This is a genomic window from Azonexus sp., from assembly GCF_049652925.1.
Classification (GTDB): Bacteria; Pseudomonadota; Gammaproteobacteria; order Burkholderiales; family Rhodocyclaceae; genus Azonexus.
Window position 1 is genome coordinate 19459 of sequence record NZ_JBASFI010000019.1, and the last position, 26000, is coordinate 45458.

General features: G+C 59.8%; 31 protein-coding genes. 7 read left to right on the forward strand and 24 right to left on the reverse strand.

The annotated features are described in order from the left end of the window. Window positions 1–65: 65 nt before the first annotated feature. The 6 genes from WBK19_RS09245 to WBK19_RS09270 form a co-directional block, all read right to left on the reverse strand. Window positions 66–353, reverse strand: coding sequence for a hypothetical protein (locus WBK19_RS09245; protein WP_511289033.1), 288 nt, complete (start codon window positions 351–353; stop codon window positions 66–68). 132 nt (window positions 354–485) lie between these two features. Beyond that, complete coding sequence (locus tag WBK19_RS09250) at window positions 486–821, reverse strand: hypothetical protein (RefSeq protein WP_511289035.1); 336 nt, start codon at window positions 819–821, stop codon at window positions 486–488. 37 nt (window positions 822–858) lie between these two features. Further along, window positions 859–3381: an ATP-binding protein gene (locus WBK19_RS09255; RefSeq protein WP_511289037.1), complete on the reverse strand. Its 2523-nt coding sequence runs from the start codon at window positions 3379–3381 to the stop codon at window positions 859–861. A 178-nt stretch (window positions 3382–3559) separates the two neighbouring features. Continuing rightward, window positions 3560–4057, reverse strand: a complete 498-nt coding sequence (locus WBK19_RS09260; RefSeq protein ID WP_511289039.1) for a DUF411 domain-containing protein — start codon at window positions 4055–4057, stop codon at window positions 3560–3562. Beyond that, window positions 4051–4524, reverse strand: a complete 474-nt coding sequence (locus tag WBK19_RS09265; protein ID WP_511289041.1) for an ankyrin repeat domain-containing protein — start codon at window positions 4522–4524, stop codon at window positions 4051–4053. The genes WBK19_RS09260 and WBK19_RS09265 overlap by 7 nt, the downstream gene beginning before the upstream one ends. A gap of 153 nt (window positions 4525–4677) precedes the next feature. Beyond that, entirely contained in the window at window positions 4678–6543 is a 1866-nt protein-coding gene (locus WBK19_RS09270; protein WP_511289043.1) for a potassium transporter Kup, read from the reverse strand. A gap of 161 nt (window positions 6544–6704) precedes the next feature. Here WBK19_RS09270 and WBK19_RS09275 point away from each other — a divergent pair, with 161 nt between their 5' ends. Next, entirely contained in the window at window positions 6705–6983 is a 279-nt protein-coding gene (locus tag WBK19_RS09275; protein ID WP_511289045.1) for an acylphosphatase, read from the forward strand. Window positions 6984–7070: 87 nt separating this feature from the next. On the opposite strand, the gene WBK19_RS09280 is transcribed toward WBK19_RS09275, so the two are convergent. Beyond that, window positions 7071–8513 (reverse strand): dihydrolipoyl dehydrogenase, encoded by a 1443-nt coding sequence (locus tag WBK19_RS09280; RefSeq protein ID WP_511289047.1) that lies wholly within the window; start codon window positions 8511–8513, stop codon window positions 7071–7073. Continuing rightward, on the reverse strand, window positions 8510–9250 hold the full coding sequence (locus WBK19_RS09285; RefSeq protein ID WP_511289049.1) for a glutathione peroxidase: 741 nt from the start codon (window positions 9248–9250) through the stop codon (window positions 8510–8512). The genes WBK19_RS09280 and WBK19_RS09285 overlap by 4 nt, the downstream gene beginning before the upstream one ends. A gap of 303 nt (window positions 9251–9553) precedes the next feature. Here WBK19_RS09285 and WBK19_RS09290 point away from each other — a divergent pair, with 303 nt between their 5' ends. Further along, window positions 9554–10639 (forward strand): DUF3616 domain-containing protein, encoded by a 1086-nt coding sequence (locus WBK19_RS09290; RefSeq protein ID WP_511289051.1) that lies wholly within the window; start codon window positions 9554–9556, stop codon window positions 10637–10639. A gap of 195 nt (window positions 10640–10834) precedes the next feature. On the opposite strand, the gene WBK19_RS09295 is transcribed toward WBK19_RS09290, so the two are convergent. From WBK19_RS09295 to WBK19_RS09320, 6 genes are all read right to left on the reverse strand, one after another. Next, window positions 10835–11581: a Crp/Fnr family transcriptional regulator gene (locus WBK19_RS09295; protein ID WP_511289053.1), complete on the reverse strand. Its 747-nt coding sequence runs from the start codon at window positions 11579–11581 to the stop codon at window positions 10835–10837. Between the two features lie 251 nt (window positions 11582–11832). Next, window positions 11833–12216 carry a PRC-barrel domain-containing protein gene (locus tag WBK19_RS09300; RefSeq protein WP_511289055.1) on the reverse strand — a complete coding sequence of 128 codons (384 nt, stop codon included), beginning with the start codon at window positions 12214–12216 and terminating at the stop codon, window positions 11833–11835. 75 nt (window positions 12217–12291) lie between these two features. After that, window positions 12292–12663 carry a CsbD family protein gene (locus tag WBK19_RS09305; RefSeq protein ID WP_511289057.1) on the reverse strand — a complete coding sequence of 124 codons (372 nt, stop codon included), beginning with the start codon at window positions 12661–12663 and terminating at the stop codon, window positions 12292–12294. Between the two features lie 249 nt (window positions 12664–12912). After that, entirely contained in the window at window positions 12913–13521 is a 609-nt protein-coding gene (locus tag WBK19_RS09310; RefSeq protein ID WP_511289059.1) for a chemotaxis protein CheB, read from the reverse strand. A 143-nt stretch (window positions 13522–13664) separates the two neighbouring features. Next, a complete protein-coding gene (locus WBK19_RS09315) occupies window positions 13665–13898 on the reverse strand; it encodes a DUF2789 family protein (RefSeq protein ID WP_511289061.1) in 234 nt (77 codons plus the stop codon). A 38-nt stretch (window positions 13899–13936) separates the two neighbouring features. Beyond that, window positions 13937–14641, reverse strand: coding sequence for an alpha/beta fold hydrolase (locus WBK19_RS09320; protein WP_511289063.1), 705 nt, complete (start codon window positions 14639–14641; stop codon window positions 13937–13939). A gap of 280 nt (window positions 14642–14921) precedes the next feature. Here WBK19_RS09320 and WBK19_RS09325 point away from each other — a divergent pair, with 280 nt between their 5' ends. Continuing rightward, window positions 14922–15599, forward strand: coding sequence for an alternative oxidase (locus WBK19_RS09325; RefSeq protein ID WP_511289065.1), 678 nt, complete (start codon window positions 14922–14924; stop codon window positions 15597–15599). 132 nt (window positions 15600–15731) lie between these two features. Here the strand turns inward: WBK19_RS09325 and WBK19_RS09330 are convergent, their stop codons facing one another. Further along, window positions 15732–16070, reverse strand: a complete 339-nt coding sequence (locus WBK19_RS09330; protein WP_511289067.1) for a hypothetical protein — start codon at window positions 16068–16070, stop codon at window positions 15732–15734. Window positions 16071–16281: 211 nt separating this feature from the next. Here WBK19_RS09330 and WBK19_RS09335 point away from each other — a divergent pair, with 211 nt between their 5' ends. Genes WBK19_RS09335 through WBK19_RS09350 form a run of 4 tightly spaced genes read left to right on the forward strand, consistent with a single transcriptional unit; the run spans window position 16282 to window position 19970 of the window. Next, complete coding sequence (locus WBK19_RS09335) at window positions 16282–16887, forward strand: TetR/AcrR family transcriptional regulator (RefSeq protein WP_511289069.1); 606 nt, start codon at window positions 16282–16284, stop codon at window positions 16885–16887. Further along, window positions 16884–18074, forward strand: coding sequence for an efflux RND transporter periplasmic adaptor subunit (locus WBK19_RS09340; RefSeq protein ID WP_511289071.1), 1191 nt, complete (start codon window positions 16884–16886; stop codon window positions 18072–18074). The genes WBK19_RS09335 and WBK19_RS09340 overlap by 4 nt, the downstream gene beginning before the upstream one ends. Beyond that, a complete protein-coding gene (locus WBK19_RS09345) occupies window positions 18071–19264 on the forward strand; it encodes an ABC transporter permease (protein ID WP_511289073.1) in 1194 nt (397 codons plus the stop codon). The genes WBK19_RS09340 and WBK19_RS09345 overlap by 4 nt, the downstream gene beginning before the upstream one ends. Window position 19265: 1 nt before the next feature. Continuing rightward, a complete protein-coding gene (locus WBK19_RS09350; protein WP_511289075.1) occupies window positions 19266–19970 on the forward strand; it encodes an ABC transporter ATP-binding protein in 705 nt (234 codons plus the stop codon). 98 nt (window positions 19971–20068) lie between these two features. Here the strand turns inward: WBK19_RS09350 and WBK19_RS09355 are convergent, their stop codons facing one another. The 9 genes from WBK19_RS09355 to WBK19_RS09395 form a co-directional block, all read right to left on the reverse strand. Further along, window positions 20069–20611 (reverse strand): flavin reductase family protein, encoded by a 543-nt coding sequence (locus WBK19_RS09355; RefSeq protein WP_511289077.1) that lies wholly within the window; start codon window positions 20609–20611, stop codon window positions 20069–20071. Window positions 20612–20639: 28 nt separating this feature from the next. Next, window positions 20640–21134 carry a TPM domain-containing protein gene (locus WBK19_RS09360; RefSeq protein ID WP_511289079.1) on the reverse strand — a complete coding sequence of 165 codons (495 nt, stop codon included), beginning with the start codon at window positions 21132–21134 and terminating at the stop codon, window positions 20640–20642. 4 nt (window positions 21135–21138) lie between these two features. Continuing rightward, a complete protein-coding gene (locus tag WBK19_RS09365; protein WP_511289081.1) occupies window positions 21139–21978 on the reverse strand; it encodes a TPM domain-containing protein in 840 nt (279 codons plus the stop codon). A 6-nt stretch (window positions 21979–21984) separates the two neighbouring features. Next, entirely contained in the window at window positions 21985–22590 is a 606-nt protein-coding gene (locus tag WBK19_RS09370; protein ID WP_511289083.1) for a LemA family protein, read from the reverse strand. Window positions 22591–22728: 138 nt separating this feature from the next. After that, complete coding sequence (locus WBK19_RS09375) at window positions 22729–23178, reverse strand: MaoC family dehydratase (protein WP_511289085.1); 450 nt, start codon at window positions 23176–23178, stop codon at window positions 22729–22731. Window positions 23179–23206: 28 nt separating this feature from the next. Further along, complete coding sequence (locus WBK19_RS09380; RefSeq protein WP_511289087.1) at window positions 23207–24175, reverse strand: CapA family protein; 969 nt, start codon at window positions 24173–24175, stop codon at window positions 23207–23209. Next, complete coding sequence (locus tag WBK19_RS09385; protein ID WP_511289089.1) at window positions 24172–24591, reverse strand: hypothetical protein; 420 nt, start codon at window positions 24589–24591, stop codon at window positions 24172–24174. Before WBK19_RS09385 ends, WBK19_RS09380 begins: the two co-directional genes overlap by 4 nt. After that, window positions 24575–25258, reverse strand: a complete 684-nt coding sequence (locus WBK19_RS09390) for a YbaY family lipoprotein (protein ID WP_511289091.1) — start codon at window positions 25256–25258, stop codon at window positions 24575–24577. The genes WBK19_RS09385 and WBK19_RS09390 overlap by 17 nt, the downstream gene beginning before the upstream one ends. Continuing rightward, window positions 25255–25998, reverse strand: coding sequence for an arginyltransferase (locus WBK19_RS09395; protein ID WP_511289093.1), 744 nt, complete (start codon window positions 25996–25998; stop codon window positions 25255–25257). The genes WBK19_RS09390 and WBK19_RS09395 overlap by 4 nt, the downstream gene beginning before the upstream one ends. Window positions 25999–26000 lie beyond the last annotated feature (2 nt).

A 26000-nucleotide genomic window follows, 5' to 3' on the forward strand; every position in this document is an offset into this window, starting at 1 on the left:
GGAAACAGCTCTGGCTCTTGTGGTTCTTTCCCGGACTAGCGAAGGTTTGCCAGCGCTTTGGGGTATCAGTGCAGAAGCCTGGCTTCGAAAATTGATTCGGTCTGGTCGGGAAAACTGTACTGGGCAAAGACGCGCTGCAGTTCCGCCGATAACTGGGCCGATTTCATGCCCGGGTTGGCCATGAAGTTGATACCGATCCGGTCCCCCTGCTTGACCAGCGTCGTGAAGGCGTAGTGCCATTCACGGGCTTCCTCGAGGCGTTCAATCACTTCTCGCTCGTTGCTGATGGCGACGCCGGCGCCCTTGAGTGACTCGATGAACAGGGTGGATTCGGTATTCGGGTTGTGGATCATGATCTCTCCGCAGGGTTTGAGGTGCTATGTCTGCTTAACGATCATGTCTGCTTAACGATGACGAGCGTTGTGTAGCAGCGTGTAACGGTCTGTCCGTGGCGATGATCCAATCCCCGTTAGCGTCGGGAGACTTCAGTCTTCGTCCTCGTAGCCGTGTTCAGCCTCCAGCTCATCGGTGAATTGCCGGGTCAACTCGGCCCGGCCTTGCCGGGTCTCGATGCGCAGCAACAAGCGTTCGAAGGCGTCGTCGTCAATTTCGCCAGAGGCCCGATTGACCGACAGGACATAGACCAGGAACTCGATGTTCTCGAGGTCTTCCTCGTTGCCCGGGGCGTTGCCCAGTGCCGAGGCGAGGGCATTGGCCAGCGAGTTGGCCTGGCCCTTCGGCGGTTTCGGGGCAATGTCGCGATGGGCGGCGTGGACGATCCTGATCATGTCAGGGTGGTTTTCCGGGAGAGTCTGTTCCATGGCGCCAGGTATTCAGGTGTGGAGGAGTCGCATTTCGTTAGCGCAACGCGAACGGGTGGCTGCTCAGCCATTTGAGCAAGGTGTCGAACAGCAGGTCGGGGGCTACCGGTTTGCCGATGTGGTCGTTCATGCCGGCTTCGATGCAAATCTGCCGGTCTTCATCGAAAGCGTTGGCGGTTATCGCCAGAATGGGCGTGTCCTCATAGCCGGACAGGGTCCGGATTGCCCGCGTCGCATCCACACCATTCATCCTCGGCATCTGCATGTCCATCAGGATCAGCGCGTATTGCGTCTGGCGCGCCATGGCAACCGCAACTTCACCATCCTCCGCCAGATCGACCGACAGCCCCGCTTCTTCGAGCAGGCACATCGACACCTCCTGGTTGATCGGCTCGTCCTCGACGAGCAGGATTCGGGTGCCCGAGAAACGCTCCTTGAGTGCGTTTTCCGACGAATACTTGAATTGCGTGACCGGTGGCCGGGCATCTTCCGGAACCCGCTGCAGGCTTACCGTAAACCAGAACGTGCTGCCGACATTCGGCGTGCTCTCGAGGCCGATTTCGCCGCCCATCAATTTGACGAGACGCTTGCTGATGGCCAGACCCAGACCGGTCCCGCCGTATTTCCGGGACATCGAACCATCGGCTTGCTCGAAGGCGTTGAAAACGTGCTTTTGATCTTCGGGTGCGATGCCGATGCCGCTGTCGGTGACCTCTAAGCGCAATGCGATGGCTTTTTCGCTGCTTGGCAAAAGTTGAATGCGGACGACGATCCCGCCCTGGCTGGTGAATTTGACGGCATTGGCCGACAGATTGAGCAAAATCTGGCCAAGACGAAACGGATCGCCATTGAGCAACAGGCCGGCGATTTCCGGGGGCGAGTCAATTTCCAGGTGCAGTCCCTTGTCGGCGGCCCGTTGGCCAATCAGGCTGCGCAGATTGGCGAGCACTTCACCGATGCGGAAATCGATATGCTCGAGGTGCATGTGCTCGGCCTCGATTTTCGAGATGTCGAGAATGTCGTTGATGACGCTGAGCAGGTGATTGGCAGCAAGCTCGATCTTGCCGAGCTGATTCTGCAATTTGGGGTCAGCGGCCTTGCGCAAGGCCAGCCCGGTCATGCCGAGGATGGCGTTCATCGGGGTGCGCAGTTCATGACTCATGTTGGCCAGGAAGGTGCTTTTTGCCATGCTGGCTGCCTCGGCAGCTTCCTTGGTTTGCTGCAATTCAGCCGTACGCTTGGCCACCAGCCGCTCCAGATTGTCACGGTGCGTCTGCAGCTCGGCGTGAGCCTGCTTGAGTTCGGTGACATCCGTGATCGCCCCGATCAGTCCGGCAATTTCACCGTCAACGCGACGGAAAGTGGCTTTGTGGAAGATGACATTGCGTGCCTCGCAGCCTTTGACGGTCAACCAGTCGTAGGTCTGGGTGCCGGGCTGGCTGAACAACTCGTCGTCCTTGTCCTTGTAGCGTTGGGCAATGTCGGGCGGCGCCATGTCAAAAACGGATTTGCCGATAATGTCGTGACGGGATTTACCCAGGGAATCCTCAAAAGCGTGGTTGCAGCCCAGATAGCGGCCCGTTGTGTCCTTGTAGAAGAGAGGGACCGGGATGCTCTCGATCAACGTCTCGAGAAACAAGGTCTGATTCTGGATTTTCTGCCAGTAATGTCGCAACAACCAGGCGCCAAGGACCGTGGCCGTCAGGAACCCGAGAATGAGCAACATCGCGTTGCGCAATTCGATGTTCCAGTCGTCCAGATAGTCACGCGGGGCCATGCCAACCGCGACGAGAAAGGGTGTCTGCGGAACGCGGCGGAAGGTATAGGTTCGCTCGACGCCATCCGGCATATTCGCCGTGTGGAATATCCCGGTTGGGCTTCCGGAATCAAGCTGAGCTTTGAATTCGGGTGGAACCTGTTGATTGCCGGCTTGCCATGCCGGTCCGTCGACAACCGGAAAATGTGCCAGTAAAGCGGAGTTCTGATGACGGATGAGTGCCGATCCATGCTCGCCCAGCTTGATGGTCGATAGCACCCCGATGAAGTGCTCGAGATTGACCGCCGCAGTGACGACTCCGGCGAAAGACCCGTCGGCATTTCGATACGAGCGGGTCAGCGCAACGACCCATATTTTGGATACACGCCCCAGGATTGGCTCGGAGATGATCAGTTTTTCCCCCGGCTTGCGCTGATGCTCTTCGAAGAAAGAGCGGTCGGCATAGGTGACAGTCTTCTCGGGCGTTATGCCTTTGCCCCAGACGACCTTGCCTTGCTGATTGCTGACGCGGAAGGCATCGACGGCCGGGTGGCGCTCCTCATGCAGCTTGAGCATCTGCGCGATTTGATCCGCGTCGATGTGTCCCTCCTTAAGCCGGCCCTCCAGCGCGTCAACAATGTCGAGAAGCCCGAGATCGATGCGGCGGACTGAGTCGGCCACGTTCAGTTCGAGCAGGGCGGCCAGGTTGTCGGTCATGCCAACCACCTGTTCCACTGTGCGTTTCTTGTGATCCAGCAGATTGACGACACTGACTGAAATCATCACGGCGTTGATGAGTAACACGCCAAGTATCAACAAGCCGAAAAAACGGAAAGCCGATTTCCGTGAATCAATGGACGTTGCGATTAAGGAGGCTGGTTGGGACAAGTTGATGCAACCGGGAGTTGGAGGGCGCGTTTACAAAGCGCAGATTATTGCACTCCCGGAGCGTTTGGTGGCAGTCTGTCTGGTGCTGTGCCGCTCAGTGGCGGGCAAAGCGGGAGGGCCTGCCCTTGCGGTCAACAAGAAAAGTCTCGAAAAATTCGCGGCGGACGGTTTGCTCGACGCCGTCCTTGTCGAGCATCGTGCACGCCGTTTCGCAGGTCGGATTCGAGAATTCCCGGCCGGGCGCACCCTGCGGCAGGCCGGGAACGGCGAGGCCAAGGGCGGGCGGTTTCTCATTCAGTAACAGCTTGATGTCCTCAGCCGGTACATGGCCTTCGATGAAATAGCCGGCAACCAGCGCAGTGGGCACAGATTCCATGTCCTTCGGCACCTTCAGGCGGCGTTTCAGTGCATCCATGTCGACCGTCGGCGTCACTTTGACCGGGAAGCCGTTCTGGCGCAGGTGTTCAGCCCATTCTATGCAAGTCAGGCAGACCGTTGGCGTGAACACCTCAACGGAAGGCAGCGAGGCCGTCGGCTCGGCGCCGGCACTACTCGCCAACACGGCGAGTAGCAGCGGAATGGCCTTCAGCATGGTTTGCCGGCCTTGCAGCCCTTGAGCACCCATAGCGAAAGGACGCCGGCCGCTTCGTCGGCCTTGACCTTGCGCGCCATCGAGCCGGGGTCGCGGCCGTTGTCAGTCTTGGCGAAGGGGTCGGCGCCGGCTTCGAGCAGGATCTGGACATTTTTGGCCCGGCTCGAATAGGCGGCCATGTGCAGCGGCGTTGCTCCGTCGTTGTCGCGGGCCATCACATTGGCGCCGGCGGCGATCAGCACCTGCATGGCTGTCGTATCCGGATTGGTGGCGGCCAGGTGCAAGGGGGTCGAGCCTTGTTCCGTGCGTATTTCACGCTGTTTCGGGTCGGTCTTGAGGAGGCGGCGAACATCATCACCGCTGCCCGCCCGCGCGGCATCATGGATCGGCCTGTCGAAGCTCAGTACTTCGGCAAACGCCGGGAAGACGAGACTGGCAGCGAAAAGAAGGGAGAGCAGGCGCTTCATGCGGGCATCCGGAAATGGTTGATCTGGTGATTGTTGCCGCTTGCGTATCGGACAACCTTGATCTGCGCTAGTTTCAGTTTTTGCTGATATGGCTGCGCAGCGCCAATGAAAAACGCCCTGCTGGGCAGGGCGTTGGTAGCTTCAAGGTGGCGTTCAGATGACCAGTTGCGTACCCAGTTCGACGACGCGGTTGGTCGGAATGTGGAAGAAGTCGCTGGCGCTGGTGGCGTTCTTCGACATGATGGCGAAGAGCCGGGCGCGGATTGGCAGCATGCCGCGGGACATTGACGGGACAATGGTTTCGCGCGACAGATAGAAGGTGGTATCCATCATGTCGAAACTCTCGCCGAAACGGCTGCATTGCTCGAGCGCGCCGGGTACATCCGGGCTTTCCATGAAGCCGTAGCGGATGATCAGGCGTTTGAAGCCCTTCTTCATGTCGTGCAGATAGATGCGTTCCATATCGTTCACGTGCGGGGTCTGCATCGTTTGCACGGTGACCAGCACGACGCGTTCGTGCAGCACCTGATTGTGCTTGAGGTTGTGGAGCAGGGCCGGCGGCACGCCGTCCTTGGCACTGGTCATGAAAATGGCCGTGCCGTAGATACGGTGCACATCGTCGATGGATTCCAGGAAGTCGTCCATCGGGATGCTTTGCTTGGCCATTTCGTCCGAGACCATGCGCCGGCCGCGCCGCCAGGTGGTCAGCACGGTGAAGGAAACGATGCCCATGGCCAGCGGAAACCAGCCGCCCTGGGGGATCTTGATCGCATTGGCAGCGAAGAAGGCGATGTCGACGACGAGCAGAGAACCGGCGACGAGCGCGACGAGCAGCCTGTTCCACTTCCAGAGCAGGACCATGACGAAGGCGACGAGAATAGTGTCGATGAGCATCGTGCCGGTGACGGCGATGCCGTAGGCGGCAGCGAGGTTGGACGAATTCTTGAAGCCGATGACCAGGGCGACGACGGCCAGATAGAGCGACCAGTTGGTGAAGGGCACGTAGATCTGGCCTTCTTCCATGCCCGAGGTGTGGATGATCTGCATGCGCGGCAGCAGGCCCATCTGGATCGACTGGCGGGCCACCGAGAAGGCGCCGGAAATGACCGCCTGCGAGGCGATGACGGTGGCCGCCGTGGCCAGTCCGACCATCGGGATCAGCGCCCAGTCGGGGGCGAGGTGGAAGAAGGGGCTGGCGATGGCTTCCGGATCGACGAGTAGTAGCGCGCCCTGGCCGAAGTAATTGAGGACCAGCGCCGGCATGACGAAGCCGAACCAGGCGAGGCGAATCGGGAAACGGCCGAAGTGGCCCATGTCGGTGTACAGCGCTTCGCCGCCGGTCACGGCGAGCACCACCGAGCCGAGGGCGAGGAAGGCGAGGCCGGGGTGTTCGGCGATGAAAAAGGTGGCGAACAGCGGATTGAGGGCGAGCAGGACGGCCGGGTTGGTGGCGATCTGCAGCACGCCGAGCACGGCCAGAATGGCGAACCAGGCGACCATGACCGGGCCGAAGAGTTTGCCGACGGCGCCGGTACCGTGCTTCTGGATGAAGAACAGGCCGGTCAGGATGCCGAGCGTGATCGGGATGACGTACGGCTTCAAGTCGGGTGTGATGATCTCCAGACCTTCGACGGCGGAAAGCACCGAAATGGCCGGCGTGATCATGCTGTCGCCATAGAACAGCGCGGCGGCGAAGATGCCGAGCAGTGTGACGATCCACGACAGGCGCGGGTTCTTAGCCTTTTCGGTGACCAGCGCGAGCAGCGCCAGCGAGCCGCCCTCGCCGCGGTTGTCGGCGCGCATGATGATGAGCACGTACTTGATGGTGACCAGCACGATGATCGCCCAGAAGACCAGCGACAGCACGCCGAGGATGTTTTCCGGGGTGACCGGGATCGGGTGATGGCCGTTGAAGATTTCCTTCAGCGCGTAGAGCGGACTGGTCCCGATGTCGCCGAAGACGACCCCGATGGCAGCGACCGTGATGGCCGGCAAGGCTTGCTTGTTGTGTGACGACATCTATTCCCCTGTTGCGCCTGAGGCGCTGAATTTTGCGATGCTGCTTGCCTAGCCGCGCCTTTCTCGGGGAAGCGCGGTCTGGCAAGCCCGGCAATCTAGCACTTTGCACTGAGCTTTGGTATAGATGGCAGCATCGGCAGCGTGCTGGCAAGGAGCGAAAAATGGCAAGAATCGGGCGTCATCTGGTGGTCGAAGGGCGGGTTCAGGGTGTCGGCTATCGCTGGTCCATGGCCGAGCAGGCAAGGGCGCTCGGCGTTGTCGGCTGGGTGCGCAATCTGGCTGATGGTCGGGTCGAGGCGATGGCTGTCGGCGAAGAAATGGCCGTGCTCGAACTGATAAGCTGGGCGCGGCGCGGGCCGAGCCAAGCGATCGTTCAGCAGGTCAATATCGCGCTGGGCGAGGGGGAATTCCGGAGTTTTGAGCAGGCTCCGAACGGCTGATGGCGATTGCTACGGTCAACCGGGTTTACTACGTGAAACGTAAAAAACGGCGAAAATTGAAATCCGGAACTGGTCGTTGTAGCCCCATCAGCCACCCGGCCCGCAATCCATGCATTGATCGACTGCCGCCGAACCGACCTGCAGTTCAAGCTTCACGTCGCGCAAGGCGGTGCGCAATCCTTCTTCGATGACCGGGTGATAGAAGGGCATTTCCAGCATTTCATCCACGGTCATGCGTTTTTGCACCGCCCAGGCGAGCAGATGGCCGATGTGCTCGGCACCGGGGCCGAACATTTCGGCGCCCAGCAACAAGCCGCTACTGACCTCGGCATAGATTTTAAGCATCCCCTTGTTGCGCAGCATGACCCGACTGCGCCCCTGGTCTTCGAACGAGGTGCCGCCTGTCGCGAAGCGTCCCTGGAAGTGCTGGTTCAGCGTCTTCAGGGCGATGCCGGCCGAAGCGACTTGCGGGTCGCAGAAGACGATGGCCAGCGCTGTGCGGCGCAGGCCGGGCTGGACGTTGGGATAGCGCCCGGCATTGCCGCCGGCAATGCGCCCCTGGTCGGCGGCTTCATGGAGCAGGGGAATCTCGTTGTTGGCATCGCCGGCAATAAAGATCGTGCTGTCGCCGCATTGCAGCGTGTAGCGGTCAAACAGCGGCACGCCACGGTCATCGAGTTGCAGGCCGGTGTTGGCCAGAGCCAACCCGGCAAGATCCGGCGCCCGACCGGTTGCTGCCAGCACATAATCGAATTCCTCGGCGATTTGACTACCGTCCTTGTGCCGGTAACGGAGCACGACGCCGGTCGCCGTTTCGCTGACCGATTCGACCTCGGCGTCGGCATCGAGATAGAACTCGTCATTGAAAATCCTGTTCGCGTAGTCGCGAATTTCCGGGTCACGAATGCCCGCAAGGCCGCCGCCGATGCCGAACATCTTGACCTCGACACCCAGGCGGCTCATCGCCTGCCCCAATTCAATGCCAAGCGGCCCTGTGCCGAAAACCGCCATACTTTTCGGCAAGGTTGGCAATTCAAAAACGGTCTCGCTGGTCAGCAAGTGCTTGTCCAGACCTTGCAGCAATGGCGGCAAGATCGGTTTGCTGCCGGTGGCGATGATGATGCGACGGGCGTGAATCAGCTGGCCTTGCGGCGTCACCAGGGTGTTCGCATTCTGAAAGCTGACCTTCGCTGTCCACCGGTCGCCGCGCGGCATGGCATCGACGGCGGCGAGGACGAATCCGACAAAACGATCACGTTCGCGCTGCACCCGCGCCATCACCGCCGGGCCGTCGACCACGAGGTCGCTGGCCTGTATCCCGAAGCGGTCAGCATGGCGCGCCTGGTGGGCGACTTCGGCCGCCGCAATGAGCAATTTGCTCGGCATGCAGCCGGAACGCGCGCAGGTCGTACCGTAGTCGCCGCCTTCGATGAGCAGGATCGAATCGGTATGGGCCCGGGCGCTCAGATAGGCCGCCGTTCCGGCGGTGCCGGAACCAATGATGGCGACATCGACATCGATCGGCGTCATTTGGACTTGGCCAGCCAGACCGCCAGTTCGTCGGCACCGCCGATGTGCTCGCCGTCGATGTACACCTGCGGCGTCGTTCCCTGGCCGCTCACGGCCTGCAAGGAGCTGTAGCTGACGCCGTTGCTGCCCAGTTCGATTTCCTCGAAACGCTCGCCCTTTTTGTTGAGCATCTCGCGGGCGCGGGCACAATGCTGGCAGCCCGGCTTGCTGAAGAAGGTGATCCGCGGGGGCGGCACGGCTTTGGCATTGATGTAGTCGAGCATCGTATCGGCATCGGAAACCTTGAAAGGATCGCCCGGCTCTTCCGCCTCGATGAACATTTTTTCAATCAGCCCATCCTTCACCAGCATCGAATAACGCCAGCTCCGCTTGCCCAGGCCGATATCGGACTTGTCGACGAGCATGCCCATGCCGGCGCTGAATTCGCCGTTGCCGTCAGGCAGGAAATAGACGCCCTCAGCCTTCTGGGCTGCCTGCCAGCTTTCCATCACGAATGGATCGTTGACGGCCAGACAGATCACGCTATCGACGCCATTTTCCTTGAGCGTCCCGGCCAACTCGTTGTAGCGCGGCAGATGCATGTTCGAACAGGTTGGCGTGAAGGCGCCGGGCAGGGCAAACAGCACAACGGTCTTGCCTTTGAAGAGGGCATCGCTGGTGAGCTTTTCCCATGCGCCATTGACCATGACCGGAAAAGTGACCTGAGGAACGTGTTGACCTTCTTGTGACTTGAGCATGGCGATATTTCTCCTGTTGGCTTGCGCGTAGCGAAGTCAGAAAAGTACGCCACCATTCAGGCGGCTTCTGTGCGCCAGGGAACCCAGAGCTGGATGGCCGGGGAAAATCCAGGCCACGAACGGCTGAGTTCGATTGCTACGGTCAACCGGAAAAAACGGCCAAAATTGAAACGGCAGTCTTTCCTGCTTGGCAAGCCAAACAGTCGTTGCGGAACGGGGTGTTACATTGTTCCAGGTTGAGTCGGAGGCTTGCCGATTGGCTTTGTTTTCCTGCCAGAACACCCTTCAGAAAAGAGACACAACATGCCCAACAAACGCATTAAAAATGCCATTCGTCTTGAATTTGCCCCGGGCGCGCTGGTTCAGGCCAACCTGTCCGGCGCCGCGTTTTCCGGTGAATGCTTGTGGGTTGCCGGCGACGAGGCGTGCGGCATCGACCGCCTGCGTCGCCTTGATCCGTCGGGAAGCGAACTGCTGCGCTTCGGCGATGGGCTGAGCTTTCCGCTGTCCGAACTGCTGGATCTACCCGGCGCGGCGGACGAGGAGGCCGACCTGGAAGGCATGGCGGTGGCTGACGGCTATCTTTGGGTGGTGGGCTCGCATGGGCTCAAGCGCAAGAATGCGAAGGGCAAGCTGGACAACGCAGAAAACGCCAAGCGGCTGGCCAAAGTGACACTTGATGGCAACCGCTGTCTGTTGGCCTGTTTGCCAATTGAAACGGGTGACGACGGCAAGCCCTGTCTGGTCCGGGAGGCAAAAGATGGTCGCCGGGCGCGACGCCTGAAAGGGGATGCCGAGTCCAACCTGCTCACCCAGGCTTTGGCGGATGATCCCCATTTCGGACCGTACATGGGTATTCCCGGCAAAGACAATGGTCTGGATATCGAAGGGCTGGTCGTGGACGGCAACCGCTTGCTGCTTGGACTGCGCGGCCCGGTGTTGCGTGGTTGGTCTGCGCTGCTGGAGATTGCGCTCGAAACCAAGGGCGATGAACTACGGCTGGTGCCACTGGATGACAGCGGTAGCCTGATCCGCAAGCATTTTCTGCAACTGGAAGGGCTCGGGTTACGCGATCTGCTTTTTTTCGGTGATGACCTTTACATCCTGGCCGGGCCGACGATGGTGCTGGATGGCGACATTCGTGTCTTCAAGTGGCCGAATGCCAAGTCCCTGCTGGCTGCCAACCAGGAACCGGTACGTTTTGAGTCCACACTGATCGAGATGCTTTCTCTTCCTCACGGTCACGGGACCAATCGGGCCGAGGCGCTTTGCCAATTACCGCCTGAACTCGCCTCGCACGCGCCGAGCTGGCTGGTGCTTTACGACGCGCCCGGCCTTGATCGCAAGGATGGCGAATACACGGTTTTCGGTGATGTTCTTCATCAATGATAGGGGGCCAGCTCAACTTGGAATCGATGATAAACCGGGCTGTAGCGGCACATGCGATTGCCGTGAAGCCCCAACGACCAACAGTGAAATGGCAGTGGAACCGGCAAACTGACGCAGAAATATCAGCTTGGCCGAGACCTCCTGTTACCCCGAACGCAAAACAGGATCAGGACGATTCGGAATGCGAAAGGTCGATCAAGTGGCGTCTGCTCGGCTGGACGGCAACAATCGAGCGTACTCGGCTTTGACCGCCGAATAACATTCACAAGCCCGCTCTTCCAGCTTGGGACGGTCAACTACGGTGATTCGACCACGACCACGCGCAATTACTCCACCTTTTTGCAACAGGCCGGCAATTTGGGTCACGCTCTCACGGCGGACTCCCAGTAGTTTTCCAATCATCTCTTGCGTTATCACAACTTCGTTGCTGTTCAGTCTATCGACACTCATCAACAGCCATCGACACACCTGTTGTTCCAGAGAGTGATGTTGATTGCACACTGCCGTTTGTGCCGTCTGCGACATCAACGCCTGGGTAAATAGCAAAGCAAGGTGTTGTAGCTGGCCACCCAAGGAAAACTCTCGTTTCATCACTGCGCGACTAAGTCGATATGCTTGGCCTGCACTTTGCACCTCGGTGCTGGTCGGCATGCTCTCTCCGCCCATGAAAATCGAAATGCCCACCAGGCCTTCATTGCCAACCAGTGCAGTTTCGCTCGACGAACCGTCTTCCAGCGTATAGATCAACGAGACAATTCCGGAGATGGGAAAGTGCAAAAAGTTTACATGGTCACCTGACTCGGACATCGTCCATTGCAATGGCATATCCACCAATTTAAGGTCGGGTAGCAGGCGCGCGTAATCCTGCGCGGGAAGGCTCGCGAGAATACCGTTTTGCCTCGGCTCAGGCGGCAAAGCAGTGTTTTCGATACTTTTCGACATGGCAGGCTTTTTCGGGGGGGGGGGCTTGGAGCTGCCGGATAAAAAGCAGGAATCAAGTTCCAGCGTACAAGGCAGCAGGTGAACGTGTGTTCCAGGTTCTTCCAGTTGATTGTAGCATCGCGCCTGGTCTGGGCAGGGACATGCCGAGTGGCTGTTTTCCCTGAATTTCGATCCGCCGGCCTCTCGGTTAAGAGAAACTGGCTGATGCGGCCAAAGCTGGCCGCATCAGGTTCAAGCAAGCTTGATCAGCTTCAGTACGTTGTGCCGTAATAACCGTGGACGGTCTTTTCCCAAGTGGGATCGGCCATGTTGGGCCAGTTGTCGGTGTCGAATCCCGGCGCATTCTTCAGGCGATCCTCGTCGGTATCCATGACCAGGCGCTTGTTTTCGGTATCGACCGTCAGGGCGCTCCAGGGCACGGCAAAAAGCTTTTCGCCGAGGCTGAGGAAGCCGCCGAAGGACAGCACAGCGTAGCAAACTTTGCCGCTTTGAATGTCCAGCATGAGCTCCTTGATGCTGCCCAGCTTTTCGCCTTTCGGGTTATACACATCGTCGCTGGCGAGCGAACTGGCGCTGAGGACTCTTGAGCCACGGTTGACGGCACTGATTACATCGGTTTTGATCATATCGTTCATTTGATACTCCTGAATTTGGTTGGGGTGGGGTGGAATGGAAAAAACGATTGGCAGAAGGTTCGGCCAACGCTTTGGCTATTTGCCTTTGATGGCATCCTTGACGTCTTCTTTCAGATCACCGTGGGTGGCCTGTGCTTTGCCGCCGGATTTTTGAATCTTTCCTTTCACTTCCAGCTCGTCGTTGCCGACAAGCTTGCCGGTGACTTCCTTGACTTTGCCTTTGGCTTCTTCGAGACGACCCTTGGCTTGATCCTTGTTCATCGTGTGCTCCTGAGAATGAAATTGATTGAGGGCGGCAGTGCCGAAATGCAATCCGGCACCTGAGTTGAAGAGATTAGGCCGGGCGCTTTGGCTAATCGGTGCGCCAGCGCACCCTTTGGTGACGGGCTCGGTAAATGTTCGGGAGCCGACGGGGCTGGCATGGCTGTGTTGCTGGCGACGCAGCATCCCGAGCGCTCGGGCGGTTGCCGGGCACTCGGGAATCACGACTGCTTAGCGCAGGCCAAAAAATGACAAGACGGCGATGACGACAACGACCAGTCCGACGATGTAAATAATGTTGTTCATTTGCGTTTCCTTTCGCGTAGGGAGGTGGGCAATCCGTGTTGTCCATCTGGCCTCACCTTACCCGGCACTTCCGTGCTCTTCTGTATGCCAGCGCGCACAGAAGCCGGCCGGGAAATTGCCCGGTTGGCGCTACTCGGCGCGGGCAATTCGCACGATTTCCCCGGCAATGTCTTCGGGGGACAAAATGAAATCAATGCAGCCGCTGGCAATGGCGCTTTCCGGCATGTCGGGCTGCTTGGCGGTGCTCAGCTTCTGGGCAATCGTAATGCCCCCGATTTCCTTGATGCCGCACAGCGCGTCGGCGCCATCACCGTCGTAGCCGGAGACAATGACGGCAATCAGCTTGCCGTCCCAGTGCTCGGTCAGCGAGCGGAGAAAGACGGTAATGACATCCGGCCAGCCCCGCGGCTTTGAAATGGGTTCGAGGTGAAACTCCTCGCCATCGACGTGCAAATCCCGGTTGGCCGGAATGATGAAGACATGGTTCGGCTCGATCAGCAGGTTTTCGGTGATCAGCTCGACCGGCATCGTGGTGAAGCGCGGCAGAACTTCATGGAGCTGCGTCGGCGCGAGGGTGATGTGATTGACGATGACAATGGCCACTCCCATGTCGCCCGGCAGGTTCTGCAACAACCGGATATAGGCGTCGAGTCCGCCAGCTGAACCACCGACGCAGACGATCGGAAACTTTTTTACCACTATCGCCGCGGCGACATCGATGGGATTGTCAGTCGCCATCGCTCCCCCGATTTAGCCAGAATCGGGCGCCAAGGGACGATTGCGCGACCGTCCGCAGGATTTCAATTTTGGCTGTTTTTTCCGGTTGACCGTGGAAGGCAAGATATCTCGCCGCAGTTGAGTATCCCGGCAGTACTGGACAATTATTTGGACAAACGGGCATTGAGTTCATCAATGACGCCCGCCCAGTCGGCATCCCAAATGATCTCTTCCTTGAGAAAACGACTCTGCACCTCAGTCCAGAATGGCGCGTTACAGAGCGTGGTTCCGTTGCTCAAGGGGCGCCGTTCGGTGATGAATTTGTCGATATCTGCCGGCTCTGCCGATAGCCCAAGCTGGGCAAACAGGCTAGCCATCGAGTGTGTTTGGGCTTCCATTGGTACTCCAGTTCAGATTCACTTGAATCACGAAAGCGTCAGAATTTGTTGTCCTTGATCCAGTCAAGCAACAGTCCGCAGACAATTTCCGGTTGATCAAGCGTCGCCAAATGGCCGCAATCCTCGATGAGTTCAAGCTTGGCATGCTTGATCCCGTCGGCTATCTCCGTTGCCAATTCCGGGGGCGTGATCTGGTCGTCCTGGCCGCAGATCACCAGCGTCGGGCAGGCGATGCTTTTCAGCGTCGGCCGACTATCCGGGCGGCCCATGATGGCCCGCTGCTGACGCGCAAAGACCTCCTTGCCCAGACCGCTCGCCATCGACTGGATGACGCCACGCACGGTGGGCAGGTTCATTTGATCGGGATGCGAGAGAAGCGGCAGCAGTTGTTCGGTCACGGCTTCGAGATCGGTGGCCGCCAGCTTGATCAGCGCTTCCCGTTTTGCACTGGCCTCGGCTGTATCAGGGCGCGCCGTCGTATCCATCAGGACCAGTCCGGCCACTCGCTCGGGCGCCTGACGCATGATTTCGAAGGCGACATAGCCGCCGAGTGACAGGCCCAGCAGCACAAAGCGCTTGGCCGAGGCCAACTTGAGGACGCTGGCGGCGAGATCGGGGATCGTTTCCGCAATGCTCAGATCGCCAACTTCGACGGTAGACATTGCCGACAAGGCGGCAACCTGGTCGGTAAAAACGCTCGCGTCATTGAGCAAGCCGGGCAACAACAAAATGGTTGGTTTCATGGTTTGTTCCTGAATTGACAGTGAAGGCCATGCTGGACAGAGACGGGTGAATTTAATGAAGAACAATCCATGTCCGGCACCACCATGGCGGGTCGCCTTGATGAGTCATGGCTTCATATTGCCCGCAACCGCCGTGACGACTCGGTGCGCAAGCGCACATAAAAACCGCAAATTGTCCCGGCGCGTTCAACGGCATTGCTGTGTGTCCAATCGAACTGAGCACCAACAGAATTGTTGAAATAATCAGCCAACCCGACTCAAGTGGCCTCAGGAGATAGCGATGCTGAATGCAATACACAGTGAATGCCTTCAACCACCAGGCAACATCGACAGGTTCTTTCTCGCGGCTGACCACGCAAAAGAACTGCAACACCACGTTCCCGAGACTGTGCGGGACAAGCTGGCCTATCGGTTCGTCAAATTCCTGCGCTTTTTTGCGGATAGTTTTTTTGCCGGACGCTACGGTCATCGTGCCGTTATTCTCGAAACCGTCGCCGCAGTGCCGGGCATGGTCGGCGGTTCGCTCCAGCACCTCAAATCGCTACGCCGCATGGAATCCGACCACGGCTGGATCCGCACCCTGCTGGACGAAGCAGAAAACGAGCGCATGCATTTGATGACCTTCATCCTCATCGCCCGGCCATCGCAGTTTGAACGCCTGCTGATCCTCATCGTTCAAGGGGTGTTCTATAACTTCTATTTCCTGCTCTACCTGCTGTCTCCAGCAACGGCACATCGTGTCGTCGGCTACCTGGAGGAAGAAGCGGTCACGAGTTACACGACCTATCTGGCTGGCGTAGACAACGGCACCTACGCCAACGTCCCGGCCCCCGCCATCGCCATCGATTATTGGAAATTGGCGCCTGACGCACGCCTGCGCGAAGTCATCATCGCCGTCCGTGCCGATGAGGCCATGCATCGCGATGTCAATCATCAATTTGCCGGTCAGCTGAGTTGATTGGAGTTGGGCAACAGCTGACATCATTCTGGAAATGCGTTGCCAAATCGAATCCGGAAGGCGATTCAGGTACGGATCGATACGAGGCGCCAGTTATTTCTTTGTTAACTGACGCCCTTTTTCCATTGACGGTTAGCGGCCTCTACCGCCACCCATTCCTCCACCCATGCCGCCCATGCCGCCACCTTGTCCCATACCTTGACGCATGCCAGCACCTTGAGCCGGCGGCGTATCCGGCAAGGTAACGCCACGCTCCTTGGCTCTGAGCTGCATTTTTTCATGATGCTCCAAGCGAACCTGTTCGCGCTCCTGGGCCGTTTTTGCAGCATTTATTTTCGTACGATGTTCAATCCGCTCCTGGTTAGTCATCATCTGACTACCGTAAACCGTCTCATCAGCGGCAATGGCTCCTGAAGTCATCAAGCCTAAAGCGATGGCAGACAACATGATTTTTACTGTGTTCCTGGTCATTTTCTCTCTCCCTATCAAACAGAATTAACTCAATACAACGACTGGGTCTGAAGTGCTACGGCATACTTTTTCCAAACCTTCAATTCAGTTATAGCCCTGATTTTCAGAAAAACTTACGCAGCAACAAATAGTTGCATTTGATGTAATGAATATTAGGAAAATCTGAATTGGTCACCTATACTGGTAAGTGACTTATTACTTACAAGAAGCCATGTCTATCAACCCTCGTCAATCCACCGAGTCACGCCAGGCAGAAATCATCGCCACCATGGTTCGGCTCTCGGCTGAGCGCAGCCCCGCCGATATAACGACAACGGACATTGCCAAAGCGATGAACGTGACTCAGGGGGCGCTTTTTCGCCACTTCGCCACCAAGGAGGCCATCCGCCTGGCTGTCGTCGAATGGATTGAAGCGCATTTGATATTCGAACTCATGGCAGCCAAGGAGAGCGCCCCTGATGCGCTGACTGCCCTCAAGGCCATGTTCATGGCTCACGTTGGTTTTGCCAAAGCACACCCCGGGGCGCCTCGCCTGATTTTTGGCGAGCTTCAGCAACCCGCTGCATCCCCCGTCAAGCAGCGGGTGCAGCTAATCATGGAGCGCTATCGGCAAACCCTGTCCCAAACCCTGGCTGCGGCAATTGAGACGAAGCTGATTCGCGCCGATGTCGATTGCCCATCGGCAGCAGCCCTGTTTCTTGGGGCCATCCAGGGCTTAGTCATTCAATCCATGCTGAGTGGAAGCACTGGGCAGATGGAGCAACAGGCTGTGGGCGTATTGGAACTTTATCTTGCCGCCCTTGGGGGCAAGTCATGAAGCTGAATGGATTTCTCAGTCGAAAGTTTGGCCTGGTGGCTTTTGCCGTGTTTCTTCTGCTCGGATTTGGCTTTGTGGTCGCCCGGTCAGGCCCGCTGGCGCCAACCAAGGTCACCATCACTCGGGTCGAAACTGGCAGCCTGTCGTCATCGCTGTTCGGCATTGGCACGGTCGAAGCGCGACGCAGCTATTTTATTGGCCCAACGGCGGCTGGTCGGGTCAAAGCAGTTCATGTCGATGTGGGTGAGCAGGTAAAGGCCGGACAGCTGCTGGCAGAAATCGACCCCGTCGACCTGGACGAACGACTTCGCTCGATCGAGGCCTCATACGCCCGGGCGTCCAGCGCGGTTTTGGCGGCTGATGCTCAGCGCAAGGATGTTCTGGCCCGCCAGACAGTTGCCGGCTTGAATGCCAGGCGCTATCGCGACCTCGGTGATAAGCATTTCGTCAGCCCGAGCGCTGTCGAGAGCAAACAACAGGAACTGACATCGGCTCAAGCAGCCGTCGATGCGAGCGAAGCCAACCTGCAAAGCGCCCGGCAGGAAGTCGTCCGCCTGAAGGCCGACCAGGATGCTTTGCGGCAGCAACGGAACAACCTGCGCCTGGTGGCGCCGGTTGACGGGGTGGTGACCAGCCGTGACGTTGAAGCTGGCTCGACCGTCATTGCCGGCCAATCGGTAGTCAAGTTGATAGAGCCCAACAGTCTCTGGGTCAAGGTTCGACTCGATCAGGGGCGGTCCCGCGGGCTGGCCCTGGAACAAGCTGCAAGCATTGCCCTGCGCAGCAATCCGGGAATGCCTTTAACCGGGAAAGTGGTCAGGATTGAACCGGTCAGCGATAGTGTGACCGAGGAGCGCATCACCCTGGTTACTTTCGACCAGATTCCTCCTGGCCTGAGTATTGGCGAAATGGCTGAGGTGACTGTGCACACGGCTGCCAATCAATCTGGCCTGATACTGCCCAATGCCGCCATCAAACAGACAGCTGAAGGTTCTGGCGTCTGGATGCTACGCGATGGCAAGCCAGCGTTTGTCGCCATCAAACTCGGCAGCAGTAGCCTGGATGGCTTGGTGCAGGTGCTGGAAGGACTTGGCGCTGGTGACGAAATCATCGTTCACAGCGAGCGCGAGCTGTCTGAAGGCGGCCGCGTCAAAGTCGTCGAACAACTGGCGGGACAAGGCAAGTGATCAGTCTGGCCGGGCGCGATATCCTGCATTCCTGGTCGAAGTTCGTGTTGACCGGAATCGGTCTTGGGTTGCTGATTGGCGTCACGCTGACCATGGCCGGGGTGTATCGCGGCATGGTCGATGATGCCAAGGCGCTGCTCAACAACAGTGGCGCTGACTTGTGGGTCGTTCAGCAGGACACGCAGGGACCATATGCCGAGTCGTCGAGCATCAAGGATGACGTGTACCGCTCATTGCTGAGCCTTTCTGGCGTGGCTCGCGCTGCCAACGTGACTTATCTGACCATGCAGGTTCGTCTGGGCAATACCGATGTGCGTGCCATGGTCGTTGGCTTCGAACCGGGGCAGCCGGGAGAACCGGGGTATTTGGTGGCTGGCCACCACATTACCCGCAACCATTACGAAGCAGTGGCTGACGTAAAAACCGGGTTTCAGCTGGGCGATACCATTCGAATTCGCCGGCACGACTACAAAGTCGTCGGCCTGACCAAACGCATGGTTTCGTCCGGCGGCGACCCCATGGTCTTCATTCCGCTGAAGGATGCACAGGAAGCCCAGTTCCTCAAGGACAACGATGCCATCCTCAATGAGCGGGCAAGAACAGCGGCCAATCCCACACTGAATCGCCCTGGGGTACCGGGCCTGCTCGAGGCCATCCTGGCATCGCAGAACGCCAACCGAAACGTGAATGCCGTGCTGGTTCAGGTGTCACCAGGAAGCCAGCCCGACACTGTGGCAAATGAAGTCAGGCGCTGGAAGCACCTGCAGGCTTTCACCAGGGTGCAAATGGAAGAGATTCTGGTGGCCAAGCTGATCGCCACCTCGGCCAGGCAAATCGCGATGTTTCTGGTCATTCTCGCGGTGGTCAGCGCTGCCATTGTCGCTTTCATCATTTACACGATGACTTTGGGCAAGATTCGTGAGATTGCCGTGTTGAAGTTGATAGGCACGCGTAACCGGACCATTGCCGGGATGATTCTTCAGCAGGCCCTGGGGTTGGGGCTGATCGGTTTTCTGGTCGGCAAGGTTTCGGCAACGGTATGGGCGCCATTCTTTCCCAAGTATGTTCTGCTCGAGCCAGGCGATGCAGTGCGCGGTTTTGTCGTGGTGATGGTCATTTGTGCGCTGGCCAGCACGCTGGCGATTCGGGCTGCCCTGCGCGTAGACCCTGCCACCGCCATTGGAGGATGAGATGGTCGGTTTCGGAATTCGCATCGAAGGCTTGAGCAAGCGCTATGGCGAGGGCGATACCGCGGTCGACGCCTTGAAGGACGTCAATATGATCGTCGCCCCCGGCGAGGTGGTGGGCTTGATTGGCCCCTCAGGCTCCGGAAAAAGTACCCTGCTCAAGTGCCTGGGCGCGGTGATAGAACCCACTACCGGCAAGATGACCTTGGGTGATGAGGTCATCTACGACAATGGCTGGAAAATTCCTGACCTGCGCGCCTTGCGCCGCGACCGGATCGGGTTTGTATTTCAGGCTCCCTACCTGATTCCATTCCTCGATGTCATCGACAACGTAGCCTTGTTACCCATGCTGGCGGGCAGACCGAATGGTGAATCGAGAAAGCGCGCGCTGGAGTTGCTTGAAGCGCTGGACGTCGGGCACCGCGCCAATGCCCAGCCGTCGCAACTATCGGGCGGGGAGCAACAACGCGTGGCCATTGCCCGGGCCCTGGCGAATCAGCCGCCCGTTATCCTCGCCGATGAGCCGACGGCTCCTTTGGATAGCGAACGCGCCTTGAGCGTTGTGCGCATCCTCAATCAGATGGCTCAGCAATTCAATACGGCCATCATCGTGGTGACCCACGATGAGAAAATCATTCCGACATTCAAGCGGATTTACCACATACGCGACGGGAAAACCTACGAAGAAAAAGGCCTGGCGCTGAACTGAGTTTGAGATGCCGGCTACTGGTTCTTTAGCATTTTCAGAGTGGGTCTGGGCGAAGGGCCACATTGGCCGACTTGCGCCGGTGGCCAAGCCAATAACCCCTAAACCCCCGGCGGGAGCTTGGCGGCCATCATCTTCTTTCTGTCGATCTTGCGTCCGTCGACGATGAAGGTGCCGTCACCGACGGCGTGAGCCGTGCGCGTTTCCTTGCGGTCGCTGTCGATGTAGGCGGCGACTGCCTCCAGCACGACGATGTTGTGCTTTTCGATGATGTCGATGACCTTGCACTCGATATTGGCGAGGCATTCCTTGATCAGGGGCGGCTTGACGAGTTTGGCCGGGACTGGCGTGAGCTTGAACCGGGCGAACTTGTCGGTGTCTGCCCCGGAGCACGTCCCTATGCCAACGACCGTATCGAGCAGGTCGACGGTGGGTATGGCGATGACGCATTCCCGATGCTTGCGCAACGCCGCGTAGGAGTGATTCCATTCTCCTGTGGTGATAGCAAATACCGGGGTGAAATCGATCACCATGGTCCATGAGATGGTCATGATGTTGTCTTTCTCGTCATCATGGGTGGTGACGAGGACGACCGGGCCTGATTCGATCAGGGTGAAAGCCTTGTTCAGTTCCAGCGCTTGCATGAGGGCTCCTCCCTTTGTCGAGCCAAACTTAAAGCATGGTTGGCGCGTCGTCGAGTTCGTTCGGGTTATCGCCGGTGGCCGGGAAATGCTGGGCGAGCAGGGCCGTGATGCGCTCGACGGCGTCCACCATGCCGCTCTGGTAGTTCCCGGCGGCGAACGCGGTTTCCATGCGGTGGCAGATGGCTTCCCATTCGGCTGGCGGGACGAGGGCAGAAATGCCGCTGTCGGCGAGGATTTCGACCTGATGGTCGACCAGCTGGACATAAACGAGGATGCCGTTGGCCTCGCGCGTTGCCGCCACGCCGAGCGACAGGAAGAGCGCTGCCGCCCGGTCGCGGCAGGATTCTTCGCGGAGCAGGGCGCGGAGCGGTAGCGGGCCTTCGATGGCGATGCGGATTTCGCCGCGCTGCTTCGATTCTGAAGCCTTTACCGCTGCGCCGATGGCTGCCAGATCGTCGGCGCGGAAGGCGCGTCTGGCCCACCAGCCGGGCGATGAGAGGTGTTTGAGCAGGCGTTTCAGCATGGTTTCACCAGTTCCCCGAGGCGCCGCCGCCACCAAAGCCGCCTCCGCCGCCGGAAAATCCGCCACCACCCGATGAGCCGCCACCAAAACCACCGGGGAAGCCGCCGCCGGATTGCCAGCCGCCGCGGCCGAGGCGGATGAAGGAGAGCGCGAAAGCGAGCAGCGCCGCGCCACCAGCCAGGCCGAGCGAAGTGAAGAGGGTCCACGCCAGCCAGCCAGCCGCGCCGGAAACGGCGAGCGAGCCGAGCAGGCCGAACATGGAGCGGATGACGCCGGCCATGAAGAAGACGATGAGCAGGAAAGTCAGCGCATCGCCGGAATCGGCGCTGCTCGGGGCGGTTTGCACGACAGGCGCCGGTAGCGGCTCGCCGCGAATGACCTTGTCGAGCGTTGCCACGGTGGCCCGCAAGCCGCCGGCAAAATCGCCCTCGCGGAAACGCGGTGCCATCTGTTCGGCCACGATGCGCTTGGCGATGGCGTCGGGAATGGCGCCTTCCAGCCCGTAGCCGACTTCGATGCGCATGCGCCGGTCGTCCTTGGCGACGATGACGATCACGCCATCATCGACGCCCTTGCGACCGATTTTCCACGCCTCGGCCAGTCGGATGCCGAACTGCTCGATGCTTTCCGGCTGCGTCGTCGGCAGCAGCACGATGGCAATCTGCGCGCCCTTGTCCTTTTCCAGCGCCGTCAGGCTCGCCGTCAGCCCGGCTCTATCCTCGGCCGACAGCGTGGCGGTCAGGTCGGTGACGCGCTCGGTGAGCGCCGGCAACGCTACCTCGTTGGCGCTCCAGCCGATGATCGGCAGAAGCGCGAAGCAGAGAGCGGCGAGCCAGCGGAACATCAGGGCTTACTTGGCTGCGGCCGGGGTGTCGAACTTGACGACCGGTGGCGTTGAAATGGCCTTCTCGTCCTCAACCGTGAAATTGGCCTTGGGCTTGTAGCCCATGACCATCGCCGTCAGGTTGTTCGGGAAGGTGCGCACCGAAATGTTATAGACGCGCACCGTGTCGATGTAACGGTTGCGGGCCACGGTGATGCGGTTTTCGGTGCCTTCGAGCTGGGCTTGCAGGTCGCGGAAGTTGGCGTCGGCCTTGAGGTTCGGGTAGTTCTCGGCGACCACGAGCAGGCGGGACAGCGCGCCGGACAGTTCGCCCTGCGCCTTCTGGAACTTGGCGAAGGCGGCTTCGTCATTGACCAGTTCGGGCGTGATCTTCATGCCGGCGACGTTGGCGCGCGCCTCGGTGACGCGGGTCAGGACTTCCTTTTCATGCGCGGCGTAGCCCTGGACAACGGAAACGAGATTGGGGATCAGGTCGGCCCGGCGTTTGTATTGGTTGAGCACCTCGGACCACGCGGCGGTGACGCCCTCGTCGTTGATCTGGATCTGGTTGTAACCGCAGCCGGAGAGCAGGGTGGCGATGAGGACGAGGATGGAGTGGAGACGAATGCGCATGAAGGTGGCTCCCGAAAAATGGTTCGCGGTACACCATACCATTGTGATATTTCCGGGCTGGTAAAGTTTCGTCGGGCCTGCCCGATCCCACGGTCAACCGGAAAAAAGCACCAAAATTGAAATCGTCGCGCGACCGCCTCAGGCCGGTTTGCGGCGCAGCAAGTGAATGACGATGAAACTCAGCACTGCCTCGCCGCGCTGATTCACCGCCTGATACTTCAATCGCGCAATGCCGCGGTCCGGCTTCGTGTTAGACGGCCGCACTTCGAGCACTTCGATCTCGCTGTGCAGCGTATCGCCCGGCCGCACTGGCGCCAGCCAGCGCAACTCATCGATGCCCGGCGAACCCATGCTCGATTCGGCCAGGATGCCGGACTGGATGAACAGCCGGAAGCAGATGGCCAGACTCTGGAAACCGCTGGCGATCAGCCCGCCATACGGCGAGTTGGCCGCCGCGTTGGCATCGAGATGGAAGGGCTGCGGGTCGTAGCGCCAGGCGAAGTCGATGATTTCGGCTTCGGTCAGCGTCAGTCCCGGCGAGGTGAAACGTTGGCCGGGGGCGAGGTCGTCGAGAAAACGGGTGTCCATGGCGCTCAGTCCTTTGATTGTGTGGGGCTTACGGGTTACGGCACTGACCAACCTGAGTGTCGCCGGCCTTGCCGCAGGGTGTCAGCGTGCCGGGCATCGGGTGCGGGGTGCCGTGCTTGTCCATGTGGGCGGCCAGGGTGTCCCATTCGAGGACGCCGGTTTTGTCGAGCTTGAGGCGGAGCAGCCAGCCGACTCTGGCTTCCGGGGCGTCGAAGCCGTCGAAGACGAAGTTGCCGAGGCTGTAGATGATGGGTTTGCCCTGATAGACGTCGGCGCCTTGCGTGACGTGTGGATGGCTGCCGACGACCATGCTGGCGCCTTCGTCGATCATGCGCCGGGCGAAGCTTTGCAGTCGCTGGCTGGCGACCGGTTCGTATTCCCAGCCCCAGTGCATGAAGGGAATGATGAGGTCGGCGCCAGCGGCCTTGGCGGCGCGGATATCGCTGATGACGTGATCGTCCTCGCTCCACGCCGTGCCAGGCGTGTCGGCGCTGGCTTCGAAGGTGCGCGGGGCGAATTCGTTGTAGCCGAGGATGGCGATTTTGAGGCCCCGGCGTTCAATCCACAGCGGCTTGTGTGCTTCGACGAGGTTTTTGCCGGCGCCGAAATGGGCGATGCCGGCGGCGTCGAGGCGTTGCATGGTTTCGAGCAGGGCCTTGTGGCCGTAGTCGCCGACGTGGTTGTTGGCCAGCGTGACGGCGTCGAAGCGGCCTTGCAGGATGCGCAGGGTGCGCGGATGGGCGCGGAAGGTGTAGGGCTTGTCGGCGAGGGGCTTGCCGCTCCTGGCGATGGAGGTTTCGAGGTTGGCGATGCGGTAGTCGGCGGCCCGGAGCGTTTTGGCGAAGGGGGCGAGCGGATCGCCGCCGCGCGCGATGAGCCGGCCGGGGCCGTCGTCGAGCATGACGTCGCCGGCGAAAATGAGCGTCATGGGCTCAGCCTGGGCGTTAAGGACGGCCAGAAACGCCATTGCTACGGTCAACCGGAAAAATTGGCTCATTTTGAAATGGCCTCGCGCAGCTCGCACCAGTAGTCGAGGACGAGACCGTAGCGCGGCTCGTAGGCGTGGTTCAGGCCGGTAAAGCCGTAGCTGCCGGCGTGGACCGGCGGGTAGGCGTAGGTCGCCTGGTGGATGAGCGGGCGCCCGTCGACGTCACCGTGCTGGGCGTAGGTGTAGAGCTTGATGCTGGCGAGGTCGGCTGGCTCGTTGCGAAAAACGATGCGGAACAGCAGGTAGGAGCCAAATTTGATCGGCGCCACGGTGTAGGGCGAGGCGACGGGCTGGGCTTCGACGATTCTGGTTTCGCCACCGTAGGTGACGTGGCAGGCCACGGTTTCGCCCGCTCGGGCGTGCGCCGTTGCGGCGCCCAGGAGCAGGGCGCCGAGCAGCGCGCGGCGGTTAGCGCGGAGTCGCACGGCTCGCCGGTTTCAGCACGATGTCGACCGGGACCGGCTGGCCGTTTTTGATTGCCGGAGTCGGTTTGGCACTGGCGAAAAGCAGTTTGCCGCCGGCCTCGATCCGGGCGCTGACGGTGGCGTTGGCCTTCTTGCCCATGAGGTCGCGGTCGACCGTGGCGGTGAAGGGAATCGGCACCTGGGCGCCGTTCAGTTCGTAGCGTTGATCAGCCAGCGTGCGCTGGCCGGACTGGATGCGGATCTTGAGGATGGCGTTGGGCGGCAGGGCAATGCGGGCGAGGTAGCTGACGCTGCCGGCGATGTCGATGAAGCTGCTGGCCGCCGCTGGTTGCGCAGCGGCCTGTGGCATGACCGGCGCCACGCTGCCACGCGAACAGCGGCGCAGGTTGTTCTTGCCGTCTTCGAAAATGGCGTCGTCGCCCTTGGTGGCCAGGCGGATGGCGCCGCTGCGATACAGCGCGCCGGAGGCGGCTGGTACTTGCGGCAAAACGACGGCTTGGTCGGCGAAATGCAGCGTTGCCTGCGGTCGACCGGAAATATCGGCCAAAAATGAAATGTCGATGCGGCTTCCGTTGTCGCAGGTGTAGGCGATGCGTTCATCGCCGGCCAAGGCGCTGAGCGGGACGAGCAGCGCCAGCAGCAGCGCCGGCAGGGGGCGGAGGTTCATGGGTTTTCCGGTTTGGGGAGGGGAATCCAGCGCCCGTCGAGCAGACCTTCGATGGGCTGGAAGGCCGATTTGTAGGCCATCTTTCGACTTTCGGCGATCCAGTAGCCGAGGTACAGGTAGGGCAAGCCGAGGGCGGCGCACTGGGCAGCTTGCCACAGGATGTTGTAGGTGCCGAAACTGGCGTGCGGAATGTCCGGATCGTAAAAGGTGTAGACCGACGACAGGCCGTCGTCGAGGACATCGATCAGGCTTACCATGCGCACGATGCCGTCTTCCGAGAACTCGATCAGCCGTGTGTCTACGCGGCTTTGCAGGAGGAACTGGGCGTACTGGTCGTGGCTGTCTTCGTCCATGCCGCCGCCCGGGTGGCGGGCCTGCTGGTAGCGGTTGTAGAGCGTGTAATGTTCTTCGTAGTAAAGCAGCGGCAGCTCGCGGGCACGCAGGTTGGCGTGGTGCTTCGAAGTCCGGCGCTGGCTGCGGTTGGGCTGCAACTCGGCGACCGGCAGGCGCACCGGCACGCAGGCCTGGCATTTGTCGCAATGCGGCCGGTAGGTGAAGATGCCGCTGCGCCGGAAACCGGCCCGGACCAGCGTGCTGTAGATTTCGCCGTCGATCAGGTGGGCCGGCGTCGCCACCTGCGAACGCGCTTCGCGGTCGGCCAGATAGCTGCACGGATAGGGCGACGTGGCGTAATACTGGAGCAGCGAGAAGGGCAGTTCGGCGTCGTCAGGCTGGGCCATGG

Excerpts from the sequence above, each read along its gene's own strand:
- WBK19_RS09390 (WP_511289091.1), bottom strand. The coding sequence starts at position 25,258 with ATGAACCTCCGCCCCCTGCCGGCGCTGCTGCTGGCGCTGCTCGTCCCG.
- WBK19_RS09320 (WP_511289063.1), bottom strand. The coding sequence starts at position 14,641 with ATGAAACCAACCATTTTGTTGTTGCCCGGCTTGCTCAATGACGCGAGC.
- WBK19_RS09330 (WP_511289067.1), bottom strand. The coding sequence starts at position 16,070 with ATGACCAGGAACACAGTAAAAATCATGTTGTCTGCCATCGCTTTAGGC.
- WBK19_RS09250 (WP_511289035.1), bottom strand. The coding sequence starts at position 821 with ATGGAACAGACTCTCCCGGAAAACCACCCTGACATGATCAGGATCGTC.
- WBK19_RS09295 (WP_511289053.1), bottom strand. The coding sequence starts at position 11,581 with ATGTCGAAAAGTATCGAAAACACTGCTTTGCCGCCTGAGCCGAGGCAA.
- WBK19_RS09315 (WP_511289061.1), bottom strand. The coding sequence starts at position 13,898 with ATGGAAGCCCAAACACACTCGATGGCTAGCCTGTTTGCCCAGCTTGGG.
- WBK19_RS09310 (WP_511289059.1), bottom strand. The coding sequence starts at position 13,521 with ATGGCGACTGACAATCCCATCGATGTCGCCGCGGCGATAGTGGTAAAA.
- WBK19_RS09280 (WP_511289047.1), bottom strand. The coding sequence starts at position 8,513 with ATGACGCCGATCGATGTCGATGTCGCCATCATTGGTTCCGGCACCGCC.
- WBK19_RS09395 (WP_511289093.1), bottom strand. The coding sequence starts at position 25,998 with ATGGCCCAGCCTGACGACGCCGAACTGCCCTTCTCGCTGCTCCAGTAT.
- WBK19_RS09260 (WP_511289039.1), bottom strand. The coding sequence starts at position 4,057 with ATGCTGAAGGCCATTCCGCTGCTACTCGCCGTGTTGGCGAGTAGTGCC.
- WBK19_RS09285 (WP_511289049.1), bottom strand. The coding sequence starts at position 9,250 with ATGCTCAAGTCACAAGAAGGTCAACACGTTCCTCAGGTCACTTTTCCG.
- WBK19_RS09355 (WP_511289077.1), bottom strand. The coding sequence starts at position 20,611 with ATGCAAGCGCTGGAACTGAACAAGGCTTTCACCCTGATCGAATCAGGC.
- WBK19_RS09335 (WP_511289069.1), top strand. The coding sequence starts at position 16,282 with ATGTCTATCAACCCTCGTCAATCCACCGAGTCACGCCAGGCAGAAATC.
- WBK19_RS09325 (WP_511289065.1), top strand. The coding sequence starts at position 14,922 with ATGCTGAATGCAATACACAGTGAATGCCTTCAACCACCAGGCAACATC.
- WBK19_RS09375 (WP_511289085.1), bottom strand. The coding sequence starts at position 23,178 with ATGGACACCCGTTTTCTCGACGACCTCGCCCCCGGCCAACGTTTCACC.
- WBK19_RS09270 (WP_511289043.1), bottom strand. The coding sequence starts at position 6,543 with ATGTCGTCACACAACAAGCAAGCCTTGCCGGCCATCACGGTCGCTGCC.
- WBK19_RS09290 (WP_511289051.1), top strand. The coding sequence starts at position 9,554 with ATGCCCAACAAACGCATTAAAAATGCCATTCGTCTTGAATTTGCCCCG.
- WBK19_RS09380 (WP_511289087.1), bottom strand. The coding sequence starts at position 24,175 with ATGAGCCAATTTTTCCGGTTGACCGTAGCAATGGCGTTTCTGGCCGTC.
- WBK19_RS09350 (WP_511289075.1), top strand. The coding sequence starts at position 19,266 with ATGGTCGGTTTCGGAATTCGCATCGAAGGCTTGAGCAAGCGCTATGGC.
- WBK19_RS09305 (WP_511289057.1), bottom strand. The coding sequence starts at position 12,663 with ATGCTGCGTCGCCAGCAACACAGCCATGCCAGCCCCGTCGGCTCCCGA.
- WBK19_RS09365 (WP_511289081.1), bottom strand. The coding sequence starts at position 21,978 with ATGTTCCGCTGGCTCGCCGCTCTCTGCTTCGCGCTTCTGCCGATCATC.
- WBK19_RS09265 (WP_511289041.1), bottom strand. The coding sequence starts at position 4,524 with ATGAAGCGCCTGCTCTCCCTTCTTTTCGCTGCCAGTCTCGTCTTCCCG.
- WBK19_RS09360 (WP_511289079.1), bottom strand. The coding sequence starts at position 21,134 with ATGCTGAAACGCCTGCTCAAACACCTCTCATCGCCCGGCTGGTGGGCC.
- WBK19_RS09275 (WP_511289045.1), top strand. The coding sequence starts at position 6,705 with ATGGCAAGAATCGGGCGTCATCTGGTGGTCGAAGGGCGGGTTCAGGGT.
- WBK19_RS09300 (WP_511289055.1), bottom strand. The coding sequence starts at position 12,216 with ATGAACGATATGATCAAAACCGATGTAATCAGTGCCGTCAACCGTGGC.
- WBK19_RS09245 (WP_511289033.1), bottom strand. The coding sequence starts at position 353 with ATGATCCACAACCCGAATACCGAATCCACCCTGTTCATCGAGTCACTC.
- WBK19_RS09370 (WP_511289083.1), bottom strand. The coding sequence starts at position 22,590 with ATGCGCATTCGTCTCCACTCCATCCTCGTCCTCATCGCCACCCTGCTC.
- WBK19_RS09340 (WP_511289071.1), top strand. The coding sequence starts at position 16,884 with ATGAAGCTGAATGGATTTCTCAGTCGAAAGTTTGGCCTGGTGGCTTTT.